Genomic DNA, 12,654 nt, shown 5'->3' with positions numbered 1-12,654 from the left:
CCCCGATCCCTGACAGCCACATGGTGTGACCCGCGCCACACCCTCGGATCCGTACGGCGGACGATGCCGTCGTCCCAGGTCAGAGCCTGTACAGAGGCTCGTCCCCGCCCCGTGTGGCGGCCCATTGCTCCGTCGCCCGGACGAGCTTGTCGGGATTGACCTGGCTGAGGATCGACACGATGCCGTCCGGCCCGATCTCCAGGCAGCTGATGCCGATGACCCGCCCCTCGACGGTCACGACGAAGGCGGGCATCCCGTTGGCGGTCGTCGCGTGGAGCTCCGGCACGCCGCCGACCAGGGCCCTCTTGGACTTCCCGGGCTTGAAGATCCCGCGCAGGAACGTGGCGACCGCGACCGCCCCCACGAACCCCTTCGCACGGGCCGGCACCTTGCCGCCGCCGTCGCCGACCGTGAAGGCGTCATCGGTGAGCAGCTGGATGAGGGGTTCCGTACGCCCGCTGGTGGCGGCCGCCAGGAACTCCTCGACGATCCGCAGCGCGGCGGCCTCGTCGATCTCGGTCCGGGCGCGGCCCTCGGCGACGTGCTTCTTCGCCCGGTGGAAGATCTGCTGGCAGGCGGATTCGGAGAGGTCGAGGATGCCCGCGATCTCCTTGTGCGGATAGCCGAACGCCTCCCGCAGCACGTACACCGCCCGCTCGTTGGGCGTCAGCCGCTCCAGGAGGACCAGCACGGCGTACGACACCGAGTCGCGCTGTTCGGCCGTGTCGGCGGGCCCGAGCATCGGGTCCCCGGCCAGCAGTGGTTCGGGCAGCCACTGGCCCACGTACGTCTCGCGCCGGGCCCGCGCCGAAGTCAGGGCGTTCAGGCACCAGTTGGTCAGTACCTTCGTCAGCCAGGCCTCGGGCACCTCGATCCGCCCCACATCGGCGGCCTGCCACCGCAGGAACGTCTCCTGCACCGCGTCCTCCGCCTCGGCCGCCGAACCGAGCAGCCGGTAGGCAATGGCTTCCAGGCGGGGCCTGGCCGCCTCGAACCGGTCCACATCATTCACGGTCAGCGCCATACCGGGATGGTAGGGCCTGCGCCCGGACGGCGCGTGGCCGAGCACCTGTCGGCGTGGTCACACGGGGCCGGACGCCGTACGCGTCGTCGTGGGGGTGTGTCGCGGAGGGGACGGGTGCCGTGCGCGTCGTCGTGGGGGAGCGGTGGCGGGGGCGGGTGCCGTACGCGTCGTCGTGGGGGCGGGGTCGCGGGGCGGGTGCCGTACGCGGAAATCCGGTGGGCGGCGGGCCGGGCGGCCTGCTGGGATGACGCCATGACGCATCCACCGCACCCCTCCGCCCCGGGCCCCGTGTCCGTGACCCTCCCCGTCGTGGTCCGCGATCTGACGCCCGCCGATCTCCCGCACTGCGGATGGTCGGGCTCGGCCCGCCATCTGGTGCACGTGGAACACGAGTTGGTCCGCGCGGCGGCCGGCGAGGTCGACTACCTCGCCGTGTGTACGCCGGCGGACCTCCCCGTGGCGATCGGCGGCGTCGACTACCGGGTCAGGCCCGGCGCCGGCACCCTGTGGCAGCTCGGTGTGATGCCCGCCCTCCAGTCCTGCGGTCTGGGCACCGTGCTCGTCCGTGCCGCCGAGGCCCGCATCACCGCGCGCGGTCTGCGCCGCGCGGAACTCGGCGTCGAGGAGGACAATCCGCGCGCCCGCGCCCTGTACGAACGCCTGGGGTACGCGGCCTTCGGCAGCGAACCGGACGCCTGGGACGTGGAGGAACCGGACGGCACCCTGCGCCGGTACGAGACGATGTGCACGCTGATGGGCAAGGACCTGCCGTAGCGGGCCGCTAGGGCGTGTCCGGAAAGTCCCGCCTGCTCGGCGACGCCTGGCACGCACGCTCGCGGCGTTGTCGGGATCACCCCGATACATCCAGTATCGGGGCGACCCTCCGCCTTGCGATCGCACGCACCAGACGCCGCCGAGCCCGCCCTACGGGCGGACGGCGCTACTTTCCGGACACGCCCTAGGCCGCCGGAACCAGGGGGACGCATGACCGCACAGATATGGACCTCCCTCCTCGCCCTCGCGGGCGTGGCCCTCGGCGGCGGCCTCACCGCCTTCTCCCAGCGCGCCGTCCAGCGCTCCGCCGAACGGGCCGAGGAACGCCGCCTCGCCACGGCCACCGGTGAGGCCCGCCGCGCCGAACAGCTCCAGGCCGTCAAGGACTTCCTCGTCTGCGTCCAGGAAGCCGAACGCCGCGCCTACAGCCGCCCGGAGAACTGGGGCGACGACGAGACCTGGTACAAGGCGACCTCGGACGCCATGACCGCCCTCTGGATCGCCGAACGCCACCTCGCCCTCCTCTGCGACCCCCTCCTCCACGCCCCGACCCAGTCCTACGCCCGCGCCCTCAACCAGGCCGTCTGGCGCGAGATCGGCGACACCGAGGTCAACGAGCACGTCGACCCCCACAAAACCGCCTTCATGACAGCGGCCCGCGCGAGCCTCTCTGTGGCGGGGGCGGGTGGGGACACGGGTGCGGGACGGCGGCCGGCCCGCACCTGACGAGGGGCAGTGGAAAGCCCTCGACGTGGCCGGTGCTTCCGGTCGGCGCCGAGGGCTCGGGGCCGGGCTAGATCATGATGCAGCCGTTCTGCCGCGCGACCGTCGGTGCCGCGCTGGCGCTTCCTGCCGCCGCCCCCGTTGCCAATGCGGTCAGGCAAATAAGGGCGGTGATCGTCAGGATTCTGTGCACGCTCAGTTCCTCTCGCGTCCGTTGTTGATCTTGAGCGCAGAGTATCAGTCCTCTACCATAAACGTATCATCCGTGCAAATATGGCAGGGGCATATGCCCCTTCGAATACGTTACCTATTCCTCGCGCCCTGTCTGGGGTCTGTCGTCACTGGTAACGTGCGCACGTTCGATTGCGCTCAGTCGTCGGCTGATTCCGCGCGCGGCCGCCGGATCGCGGCGGCGCATCAGTTCGAATGCGTGCCGCAGTGCCGTGCAGGCCTCGGTGACGTCCCCCGCGGCGAGCCGCGCCTCCGCGAGGAGGGTGCGCGCGGCGGTCTCCTCGGTGGTGTCGCTCGTGCGGATGGCGGTCGTTATCGCTGCTCGCAGCCGCTTTGTCGCGAGCGAGTAGCGGCCGTCCGCCAGGTCCGCCCGCGCCAGTCTCCGCAGTGCCTGGATCTCGTGATGGGCGGCGCCTATGGCCTGGGCGACGCCCAGTGCTTCGTGCAGGTGCCGGTCGGACTCCTCGACGTTTCCCAGCCGCCAGTGCGCCTCGCCGAGTCCGCCCAGCGTTTCGGCGATGCTTTTGCGGTCCCCCAGGGCCAGGAACTCGGCGAGGGCGGTTTGGAACAAAGAGAGGGCAGTCGAAATATCTCCCGATTCCATGAGGGTCTCGGCGAGGTTTCTCCGTACGGTGGCGCGGTCGTAACGGCTTCCGTCGACGTCCAGGAAGGATTGGGATTCCTCGAAGGACCGACGGGCGGAATTCAGCTCCCTCATTCGCAGCTGCAACTCTCCGATATTGTTGAGTGCCTGAGCCGAGGCGATTTTGTCGTGGGCCGCCTGGAAGCCGCTCAGGGCGGCGTGGAAGTGCGACAGGGCCCGGTCGTGCTCGCCCAGAAAAAGGAGTGTTACGGCAACGTTGTTCCGGCTGCGCGCCTTGTCCCAGATGTCGCCCGAGAGGGACTTGATGGCCAGGGAATTCTGCAGCAGCACAAGCGCTTGCCGATTGTTCCCCAGGTGCCAATTCAGCGTCCCCAGAACCCGCAAGGCCTCCGCCTCCGCAGCCGCGTCCCTCGACGCGCGGGCGAGGTCGAGGGCGCGTTCGCCGGCCGTCGCGGCGTCCGCGTATTCGCCGATGCTCGCGTTGGCCGCGCAGAGGTCGATGAGGGCGTGGCGGAGTTCGGAGGGGTGGCGGCCGTCCGCCCGGTCCCAGTGGGCGACGGCATGGTCCAGCAGGCGGGCCGCGTCCTGCCAGTGGCATTCGGTCTGGAGGAACCCCGCGACGCTGCCCGCGAGCCGGGCGGCCGGTCCGGGGGCGCCGTTCCTGCGGGCGTGGTCCTCGACGGCGAGGAGGTTGGCGTGCTCGGCGGTCAGCCAGGCCCGCGCCGCGGCGGAGTCGGGCCAGAGCGGCGGGGGCAGCGGCGGGGGCGGCGTGGGCGGGGCGGGCCGTACGCGCCGGGGGTAGGCCATCCGGTCCGCGCGGTCGGCGGCCACGACGTAGAAGGCCGTGAGCCGGTCGACGGCCTGCCGGCGGTCCTCCTCGCCGTCCTCCGAGGCCGCCAGCCCGGCGGCGTACTCGCGCAGGAGGTCGTGGAAGCGGTAGCGGTCCGGCACCGGCTCTCGCAGCAGGTGGCAGGCGAGCAGCGCCTCCAGCACCCGTTCCGCTTCGTCCTGCTCCGTCCCCAGCAGGGCCGCCGCGGCGGCTGCGGTGAAGTCGGGTCCGGGGTGGAGCCCGAGACGGCGGAAGACGGTCCGCTGCTGTGGCGTCAGCGTGCGGTAGGAGAGGGCGAACGCCCGCGCCATCTCCTGTTCCTGGTCCGCGCTGTGGATCTCGGCCAGCCGCCCGGGACTGCGGGTCAGACGCTCCGCGAGGACCGTCAGCGTCCATGACGTACGGGCCCGGAAACGGTGCGCGACCAATTCGATGGCAAGCGGCAGACACCCGCAAAGCCGGACGATACGACGCGTCTCCATGGTGTCGCGCGTGCGTTCCTCCCCGGCGAAGCCGCGGAAGAGCGCGATGGCGTCCTCCTCCGGCAGCGCGTCGAGCGGCACCGACAGCGCGTGGGGGATACCGGTCAGATGGCGGCGGCTGGCGATGATCGTCAAGGACGGCGAACCGCTCGGCAGCAGGGGTTCGACCTGCTCGGGGCCGGTCGCGTCGTCCAGGACGATGACCATGCGGCGCTCGGCCATCATGGTCCGCCACAGCGCCGTACGCCCCTCCAGCTCGGGCGGAATGGAGGAGGCCGACGCCCCCAGCAGCCGCAGCAGCGTGGCCAGCGCGGCGCGGGCGGTGAGTGGTTCCTCGGTCGGCGAGTGGCCCCGCAGATCGATGTACAGCTGCCCGGCCGGATACCGCTCGGCGAGCAACTCGGCCGTGGCCACGGCCAGCGCGGTCTTGCCCACCCCGGCCATTCCGGAGACCGCCTCCACGGTGACGACCGATCCGTCCCGCGCCCCGTTCCCCCCGAGCGCCGAGAACAGGGCCTGCAACTCCGCTCGGCGCCCGACGAGTGTCGGCTGCACGGGGAGGTTGCGACGCGGCGGGACGACGGGCGCCGGCGGGACGACGGGCTGAGCGGGGGCGGTCCGGGGCGGGTACGTCTCCGCAGGGGGCGTCTCCACAGGGGAGCCGGCCTCGTCCCCGGCGCCGGCAGGACCGGCATCCGAAGCAGGACCGGCATCCAAAGCGGGACCGGCATCCGAAGCCGGATCGGGAACCGGATCCCGAACCGGACCAGGATCCGCAACCGGAACCCGAACCGGAGCGTTAACCGGAACCACGCCCCCGCCCCCGCCCGGAACGGAGCCGACGGCCGGAGCGAAACCGGAACCCCCGCCCCCGCCCCTGCCGCCCCCACCCCCCTCCACCAGCTCCCGCGCCGGAACGCGGGCCAGCACCCCCTGATGGATCAGGTTCAACTCCGCGCCGGGCAGCGCCCCGTACTCCGCCATGAGGGTCTTGCGGGCCCGCTGGTGCACACGGAGGGCGTCGCCGTAGCGGCCGCTGCCGTAGTAGGCGACCATCAGCAGGCCGAGGAGCGTCTCGTCGCCGGGGTGGGCGTCGGCCAGCGCGGCGAGTTCGGGGATCTGCTCGGCGTAGCGGCCCAGCCGCAGCCCGGCCGCGAGACGCGACGTCGTGGCGGCGAGCCGTGATTCGGCGAGCGTCCGCCGTACCGTCGCGGCCCAGAACCCGGGGAGACCGGCCAGTGCCTCGCCCTGCCACAGGGCGTCCGCGCGGACCAGGGACGCGACGGCACGGGCGTCGTCCGCCTCGGTGCGGGCCGAGTCCACGAGGTGCTGGAAGCGGCGGCGGTCGACGGTACCGGGCGGGGCGATCAAGGTGTAGGTGTGGGACCGCCCGTCGAGGACCGGGGCGTCCGGACCCGTACCGGCCAGGCGCAGCCTCCGGCGCAACCGGGAGACATAGGTGTGGGTGTTCTCGCGGGCCCGTACGGGAGGATCGCCGTCCCAGAGCCGTTCGATCAGCTCACCGATGGCGACGGGGCGCCCCGCGTCGAGAGCGAGCGCGGCCAGCAGCATCCGTTCCTTGTCCGAACCGAGCGCCAGCCACTGCCCGTTCAGACGCAGTCCCACCGGTCCGAGAATCTGGATGTCCACCAGCGCCCCCGCTGGTCCGTCGGATGAAGCATGAGCATGGCACCGCGAACTGAGTTCCGCTATACGGTGCCGGGGCGCTCGAATGATCCGGCTCAATTCTGACGGTCATTCCATGGCGACTCGGGGTAGAACGCGAAAGAGTTCGGGCCAGTCGCCAATCGATCTACGGGGGCGAAGAGTTGACCGACGCGACGGCGGCCTCACCGGGTCCGCACCGGAATGAGATCGGTGGGGAGGCAACGCTCAATGGCCCCACCATTCAGGCCCGGGAGGTGCACGGAGGAATTCACCTCCATCCCGCGCCGGCGGCGCCCCCTCGGCCGGCGTCGCATCCACCACCTCGTCAACTCCTCCCGGTTCCACCGCACTTCACCGATCGCTCCGCCGATCTTGCCGCGCTGGACGATCTCCGGGGCAGTGGAATGCCGTTGATCGTCGTCAGCGGTCAGGCGGGAATCGGGAAGACGACCCTCGTGTCCAAATGGATGCGTTCCCTGAGCGCAGAATTTCCCGATGGGCAGGTCTATGCCGATCTTCGGGGCCATTCGGGAGGGGTGCCGGTGGGCCCGGGGGAGATCCTCGGCCAGTTCCTCCGGGCGCTCGGCGCGGGACCGCCCCCGGCGGACCCGGTGGAAAGGGGGGCGCTGTGGCGGTCGCTCACGGCGGAGCGGCGGATCGCGGTCATGCTGGACAACGCGTTCACGGCCGCTCAGGTCAGGCCTTTGCTCCTCGGCGGGGCGGACGGTCTGGTCGTCGTGACCAGCCGGCGACGGCTGACCGGGCTGCGGATGCAGGGAGCGGGCTTCCACCAGCTCGACGCGCTGGGCGCGGACGCCGGAATCGAGCTGATCACCCGGGGCATCGGCGAGGACCGCGTCGCCGGTGAAATCGCCTCGGTACGGCGGCTGGTGGCGCTCTGCGCCGGTCTGCCGCTCGCGGTCTGCCTGGCCTCGGCCCGGCTCGCGACCCGGCCGCGACAGTCGGTCGGCGCCCTGGCCGACGCCCTCGCGCGGAACGCCGGGGGAGACCGGCTGGCCGCCCTCGAAGTGGAAGGAGAGACCTCGGTGCGCACGGCCCTGGATGCCTCGTACGCGGTACTGGGCGAGGAGACCGCGCGACTGTACCGGACGCTCGGCCTGCTCCCGGTGCGGACCTTCGACGCGCTGACCGCCGCCGCGGCCTGCGGGGAGTCGCTGGACTGGGCGGAACGCCGCCTGGACGAACTCGTCGAGGCCAACCTCGTGGAGGACGTCGGACCGGACAGCTGCCGTCTCCACGACCTGCTGCGCATCCACGCGCACGACCGTGCGGTGGAGGACGATACGGAGACGGCCCGCGAGGAGGCGCTGAGACGTTTCTGCGACTGGAGTCTCTTCATCGCCACCGCCGCCCAGCAACGCCTGACCCCCGCACAGTTCACCCTCCCCCGGGTCTACGCCCACCCGCCCGGCCCCGGACTGCCGCTGCCCTTCGACGACGACGTCGCGGCGCTCGGCTGGCTCGACGCCCACCGGACCCAGCTCCTGGACGCGGTGCGGCTCGCCTCGCGGAGCGGCTGGTACGACACGAGCTGGATGCTCACGGACGCCCTTTGGCCGCTCTTCCTCCGATTACGCCACTACGACGCGTGGATCGATGCCCACGAGATCGGCCTGGACGCCGCCCGCCGGGCCGGAAACCGGGAAGCCGAGCGCCAGATGCTCAACTCCGGGGCCATCGGGCTCGGAGCCGCGGGACGCACCGAGGAGGCCACCGCCTGGTACCGGGACTCGCTGGCCGCCGCCCGCGCGGCGGGCGACGTCCGCGACGAGGGCCAGGCACTGATGGGCCTCGGCGCGTGCCACCGCGAGGCGGGCCGGCCGGACGAGGCGGTGTCCCACCTGAACCGCGCCATCGCCGTATGGGAGGAGTGCGGCTATCCGAGGGGCGCCGCCCTCGCCCGTACGACCCTCGGCGAGATCGCCCTCGCGGCGGGTGACCCGGAGGAGGCATCCGCTTGCTTCGCCCATGCGCACGCCGCACTGGTCGCCGTCAACGACCCGCACGACGCCGCGCGTTCCCTGGTCTTCCTGGGACGCGCTCGGGTTCGCGCGGGGGCGTACGCGGAGGGCGTGACGAAGATGAACGACGCGCTGGCGGTCTTCACCGCCTCCGGAGCGGCCTTCTGGCAGGCGCGCACCCTGGAGATGCTGGGCGACAGCGCGGCCGAGCAGGGGGACGCACCGGCCGCCGCGACCTTCCTCGCCCGTGCCCGCGCACTGTTCGCCACCACCAGCCCGGCGGACGCGCGCCGCCTCGCGGAAAGCGAAAGCGAAGGCGAAGGCGAAGGCGAAGGCGAAAGCAGAAGCGGAGACGGAGACGGAGGGGGAAGCGCGAACGGCGACGGCAGCGGGTGAAGTGGTCAGGGGACAGGGGCAGGAACAGGAACAGGAACAGAGCGCAGGGAGAACAGAGCCCGGCGCAGAGGGAACCTCGTCCGGGTCCGAACCGCAGCGGTCATCGGCTCGGACCCGGAACCACTCCCCTCCCCCCTCCCCCCCCGTACCCGGGCTCAGCCGGGCGCTCCGTCAGCGCGGCAACGGGGCCTCGCGGGCGTACGGCCACTCGCGGAGTGCCCGCCCCGCGACCAGCCACGCGTGCAGGCAGGACGGAAGCAGCGACTGCTCGGCGTGTACGGCCCCGGCCGAGGGCATCGCGGAACGGCAGGCCACGACGACGAGGCCCCCGTCCGCGGTGTACGCACCGCACGCCAGAGCCCATCCCCCCGCGCGGTCGACGCCGTCACCGCCCTCTTCCGGGCGGCCGTCGGGACGGATCAGCGGTACGGCGGCGAGACCGCAGGCCGGGTGGGCGGAGAGGAGTTCCGCCAGCCGGCGGCGTGCCCCGGCGACGGAACGTGCCCGGCCGGCCTGGAGGACATCCGCGCAGTCCAGCAGGGATGCGTCCCGGCAGGTATCGGGGTCGACGACGAGATGTTCGTCGATGACGGACGCGGGACGCCTCCGGCCACCGGACCCCGGGCGTACGCGGAGCGACATGGCGGAGGCCGGGCGGGCCGACGCGGCGGGCCCGTGCCCCAGGCGCACGCGGAGCGACCCGTCGGCGCAGTGGGCGTACAGCACCTCGGGGAACGGCCGCGCCTCGACCCGCACGAAGCGCTTCACGCCGAGACCTCCCCGTATCCCGGCGCCCAGGTCGTCAGCGGCGGCGGCTCCGGCAGCGGGACGGTCACGGGCTCGTGGGCGGGCTGCCCGATCCGCAGGATCCGGTACATCAGCCGCCGCATGTTCCGGTTGAACCGGCCGGGCTCCGACGTGATGCGCGACCTGATCGGGGCGTAGTCCTCGTGCCGGTACTCGCGTTCCGCGTAGTCGAGCTGGTCCGGCAGCGGATGGGTCGGCGAGAGCGTCGGCGCCTGGGCGGCGAGGGCGGCGGCCGGCGACGCGGGGTTGATCTCGTGCTCGGGGGAGGCGGCCAGCAGCATCGGCGCCCCCGTCAGCGTCGCGTACATGCTCACGGAGCCGTGGTCGCCGATCACCGCGTCGGCCGCGATGAGAATGCTGCGCCAGTCCGCCTCGGGCGGTACGACCCCGAGCCCCAGCCGCGCGCACCGCGCCAGCCAGGACCGCACCTGGTAGGCGCCGTGCCCGGCCCACACATTGGGGTGGAGGAGCAGGGCCGTACGGTAGCGGCCCGCCGGCAGCTCCCCGATGAGCCGGGGCAGCAGCGCGTCGAACCGCCCGAACGCGGAACTCGCCCCCCAGGTCGACACGGCCACGACGAGCTTCTGGCCGTCACCGATGCCGAGCGCGCGGCGGTACGCGGCCCGCCGCGGCAGGCTCGCCGTGATCCGGTCGTGCGCGGGGTCACCGATGACGTGCGCCAGCGGCAGCACCTCCGGGCAGCTGCGCGCCAGTTCGCGCAGTTCGTCCCGGTGCGGCACCCCCACGGCGGCCGGCGGCCGTCCGCCGGGCAGCAGATCCTGTCTGCGCAGTCCCGCCACCCCCGCGTTCGCGCCACCGGTCACCCGTTTCAGATAGCCGGCCCCGTGCGACAGCGTGATCAGCGGCGCGTCGATGTGCTCCACACCGCGCGGTCCCGCGGCGAGGGCCAGATCGAACGACATCCGGGTCGCCTGCTCCCACGGCAGCACCACGCTCCCCAGCCGCGCGAGAAAGGCGGGCACATCGTCCCCGAACGCGTGCGGTGGAGCGGTGAACAGCACCTGGAGCCGGAAGTCCGCCTCCAGGAGCGACAGGACGTCGAGGAGCCTCTTCCCGTACGTCACCGTGTGAATGACCGCCAGGACCTTCTTCCGCCCGACCAGCGTCAGCCACTGCCGCGCCTCGGGCCCCGGCCCTGTCCCGTCGCCCTCCGTGGTGCCGGCCGTCACGCCTTCCCCGTCCACGCCCGGGGCGAACCTGCCCGCCACGGTTGTACTCGATCCCGAACCAGTGGTGCCCAACGCCGTCATGGCGTCCCCCTGTTGAGTCGTTACGAGTGCCTGGAATCGCTTCCGTGAAGGGGATGCCCGGCCGGGGGGACGGAAGGCTCGACCGGACCTTGCGAGAACCTTGCAGAGCGCTGCCGGTCGCGGACGGACGACGGTTCAGGGCAGCGCGAAACACCGAACCGGCAGCAGCAACACCGGCCCTGACGGAGCGTCAATCCCGCTCGCCGTCGGGAGCGAGCCGGAACGTGGGGCTGGTGAAGTCCCGCCCCTGGAGCACGGGGCCGTTCTGCGTCCCGCCGCTGATCGAGTTGTGGATCTCGTCGCCCGCCCCGCGCCGGGCCTCCTGCCACCACTCCTCCAGCAGCGCGCGGAACTCGCCGTCCAGCGCCGCCCGCACCCCGAGCGCGGTCGCCAGCGCCTGGGCGCGGAGCGGGTCGCCCGGCTGAGCGGCGAGCGCGGTGAGTTCCGGCTCCCCCGAACTGACCCCGGGCGCCCCGTCGGGCAGGCCGTCGTCCGGCGCGCCGCGCCGGAACGGCCGCCGCACCAGCGCCGTAAGGCCTTGCCAGGCCGACCGGCCCGCATCGCCGCCGACACTTCCGGCCAGGGCCGTGAGGGCGGCCGCGGTGATCGGGTCCATGCAGGGCTCCCCTGGGCAGGCGGTGTCCTCCACCCTCAGGGTAGGCGCGGTGCGGGACCGCCGCCCCGGCCTTGCGACGGGTGGCCGGATCGCGCCGTGCGAGCACCCGCAGACGCCCCTCTCGTCCGTGACCCAGATCACTTTGCGGCCGTCGATGAATCCGCTCATGTTCCTCGGTCATATGAGCGACACCAACGAGGCAAGAAGGGCTCCACCGTGACCGACACGCTCACCTCCCCCGGCACCTCCTCCCGCACTACCCCCCGCACCACCTCCCGTTCCGCGCTCTCCGCCCCGTCCGCCGCAGCACCCGCCGCCATGACCGCGGGCATGGCGGCGGGCCCGCTCTTCCTCGCCGCCGGTCTGATCCAGGGCGCCGCACGGGACGGCTTCGACATCACCCGGAACGCGCTCAGCCAACTCGCCCTCGGCGAGGACGGCTGGATCCAGACAGTGAACTTCGCCGTCGCGGGCGCGCTGCTGCTGGCCGGTGCGGCCGGCTTGCGCAGAACACTGCGCGGAAGACCCGGCGGAACCTGGGGGCCCGCCCTCGTCGCCGTGTTCGCCGTCTCCTTCTGGCTCGCGGCGGCGTTCCCCGCCGACGCGGGGGCCGGCTTTCCGGCCGGGGCCGCCGAGGAGACCGTGATGACGGGCCACGGCACCGTCCACATGGCCGCCGGAACGGTCGGCTATCTCGCCCTGTGCGCCGCGTTCCTCGTCCTCGCCCGCCCCCTCGCCGCCGCCGGCCACCGCGGCTGGGCGCGCGCCTCCCGCGTCGTCCCGTTCGTGGTCCTCGCCGGATTCATGGCCTCCGCCACCGCCGTCCTCGCCTTCACCTGCGGCGCCGGACTGGGCATGCTCTGGCTGAGCGCGATCACACCCCGCCTGACCACCACCAGCAGCACTACCACCACCCACTGACAACCGCGCCCCTGCCTCCCCTCTCCCGTCTCCCCCTCCCCTCTCCCGAAGGAACCGCCCCACTATGACGAACACCCCCGCCACCAAGGGCCCCGCCAGCTACTTCCCCTCCATCGAGAAGAAGTACGGCCGCCCGATCTCCGACTGGAAGGACCTCATCCGCTCCTCTCCCCTCACCAAGCACATGGAACTCGTCACCTGGCTCAAGACCGAACACGCCCTCGGCCACGGCCACGCCAACGCCCTCGTGGCGCACACCCTCGCGGAGGACAAGGGGAATTGACCTCGGGCGCCTGGGCCCCAGTCGGACGTCCGGGCTGCACCCC

The 12,654-nt window shown here is 72.5% G+C and carries 11 protein-coding genes; 5 read left to right on the top strand and 6 right to left on the bottom strand.

Annotated features, from left to right (window positions below):
- Positions 1 to 79 precede the first annotated feature (79 nt).
- Positions 80 to 1,024, bottom strand: a complete 945-nt coding sequence (gene sigJ, locus ACZ4FH_RS00445; protein ID WP_467301385.1) for an RNA polymerase sigma factor SigJ — start codon at positions 1,022 to 1,024, stop codon at positions 80 to 82.
- A 252-nt stretch (positions 1,025 to 1,276) separates the two neighbouring features.
- Between sigJ and ACZ4FH_RS00440 the strand changes: the two genes are divergently transcribed.
- Both ACZ4FH_RS00440 and ACZ4FH_RS00435 read left to right on the top strand, forming a co-directional pair.
- Entirely contained in the window at positions 1,277 to 1,798 is a 522-nt protein-coding gene (locus tag ACZ4FH_RS00440) for a GNAT family N-acetyltransferase (RefSeq protein ID WP_467301384.1), read from the top strand.
- A 210-nt stretch (positions 1,799 to 2,008) separates the two neighbouring features.
- The gene (locus tag ACZ4FH_RS00435) at positions 2,009 to 2,524 is read left to right on the top strand and encodes a hypothetical protein (protein WP_467301383.1); all 516 of its coding nucleotides are present in this window, start codon (positions 2,009 to 2,011) and stop codon (positions 2,522 to 2,524) included.
- A gap of 67 nt (positions 2,525 to 2,591) precedes the next feature.
- Here ACZ4FH_RS00435 and ACZ4FH_RS00430 read toward each other — a convergent pair whose 3' ends face one another.
- Both ACZ4FH_RS00430 and ACZ4FH_RS00425 read right to left on the bottom strand, forming a co-directional pair.
- Positions 2,592 to 2,714 carry a hypothetical protein gene (locus ACZ4FH_RS00430; protein WP_467301382.1) on the bottom strand — a complete coding sequence of 41 codons (123 nt, stop codon included), beginning with the start codon at positions 2,712 to 2,714 and terminating at the stop codon, positions 2,592 to 2,594.
- A 114-nt stretch (positions 2,715 to 2,828) separates the two neighbouring features.
- On the bottom strand, positions 2,829 to 6,317 hold the full coding sequence (locus ACZ4FH_RS00425) for an AfsR/SARP family transcriptional regulator (protein ID WP_467301381.1): 3,489 nt from the start codon (positions 6,315 to 6,317) through the stop codon (positions 2,829 to 2,831).
- A 422-nt stretch (positions 6,318 to 6,739) separates the two neighbouring features.
- Between ACZ4FH_RS00425 and ACZ4FH_RS00420 the strand changes: the two genes are divergently transcribed.
- The gene (locus ACZ4FH_RS00420) at positions 6,740 to 8,713 is read left to right on the top strand and encodes a tetratricopeptide repeat protein (protein ID WP_467301380.1); all 1,974 of its coding nucleotides are present in this window, start codon (positions 6,740 to 6,742) and stop codon (positions 8,711 to 8,713) included.
- A gap of 171 nt (positions 8,714 to 8,884) precedes the next feature.
- Here the strand turns inward: ACZ4FH_RS00420 and ACZ4FH_RS00415 are convergent, their stop codons facing one another.
- The 3 genes from ACZ4FH_RS00415 to ACZ4FH_RS00405 form a co-directional block, all read right to left on the bottom strand.
- Positions 8,885 to 9,481: a hypothetical protein gene (locus ACZ4FH_RS00415; protein ID WP_467301379.1), complete on the bottom strand. Its 597-nt coding sequence runs from the start codon at positions 9,479 to 9,481 to the stop codon at positions 8,885 to 8,887.
- Positions 9,478 to 10,749, bottom strand: a complete 1,272-nt coding sequence (locus tag ACZ4FH_RS00410) for a hypothetical protein (protein ID WP_467301378.1) — start codon at positions 10,747 to 10,749, stop codon at positions 9,478 to 9,480. Before ACZ4FH_RS00410 ends, ACZ4FH_RS00415 begins: the two co-directional genes overlap by 4 nt.
- A 232-nt stretch (positions 10,750 to 10,981) precedes the next feature.
- The gene (locus ACZ4FH_RS00405; RefSeq protein WP_467301377.1) at positions 10,982 to 11,407 is read right to left on the bottom strand and encodes a hypothetical protein; all 426 of its coding nucleotides are present in this window, start codon (positions 11,405 to 11,407) and stop codon (positions 10,982 to 10,984) included.
- 216 nt (positions 11,408 to 11,623) lie between these two features.
- On the opposite strand from ACZ4FH_RS00405, the gene ACZ4FH_RS00400 reads away from it, so the two are divergent.
- The gene (locus ACZ4FH_RS00400) at positions 11,624 to 12,328 is read left to right on the top strand and encodes a DUF998 domain-containing protein (RefSeq protein ID WP_467301376.1); all 705 of its coding nucleotides are present in this window, start codon (positions 11,624 to 11,626) and stop codon (positions 12,326 to 12,328) included.
- 64 nt (positions 12,329 to 12,392) lie between these two features.
- Positions 12,393 to 12,611: a DUF4287 domain-containing protein gene (locus tag ACZ4FH_RS00395; RefSeq protein WP_467301375.1), complete on the top strand. Its 219-nt coding sequence runs from the start codon at positions 12,393 to 12,395 to the stop codon at positions 12,609 to 12,611.
- Positions 12,612 to 12,654: the final 43 nt, after the last annotated feature.

The sequence above is a fragment of the Streptomyces sp. NPDC024555 genome, from assembly GCF_055559335.1.
This window is presented reverse-complemented; position numbering and strand designations above follow the sequence as displayed.

Bases quoted from the DNA above. Each gene is read 5' to 3' on its own strand.
- sigJ (WP_467301385.1), bottom strand. From the start codon at position 1,024: ATGGCGCTGACCGTGAATGATGTGGACCGGTTCGAGGCGGCCAGGCCC.
- ACZ4FH_RS00440 (WP_467301384.1), top strand. From the start codon at position 1,277: ATGACGCATCCACCGCACCCCTCCGCCCCGGGCCCCGTGTCCGTGACC.
- ACZ4FH_RS00435 (WP_467301383.1), top strand. From the start codon at position 2,009: ATGACCGCACAGATATGGACCTCCCTCCTCGCCCTCGCGGGCGTGGCC.
- ACZ4FH_RS00420 (WP_467301380.1), top strand. From the start codon at position 6,740: ATGCCGTTGATCGTCGTCAGCGGTCAGGCGGGAATCGGGAAGACGACC.
- ACZ4FH_RS00405 (WP_467301377.1), bottom strand. From the start codon at position 11,407: ATGGACCCGATCACCGCGGCCGCCCTCACGGCCCTGGCCGGAAGTGTC.
- ACZ4FH_RS00395 (WP_467301375.1), top strand. From the start codon at position 12,393: ATGACGAACACCCCCGCCACCAAGGGCCCCGCCAGCTACTTCCCCTCC.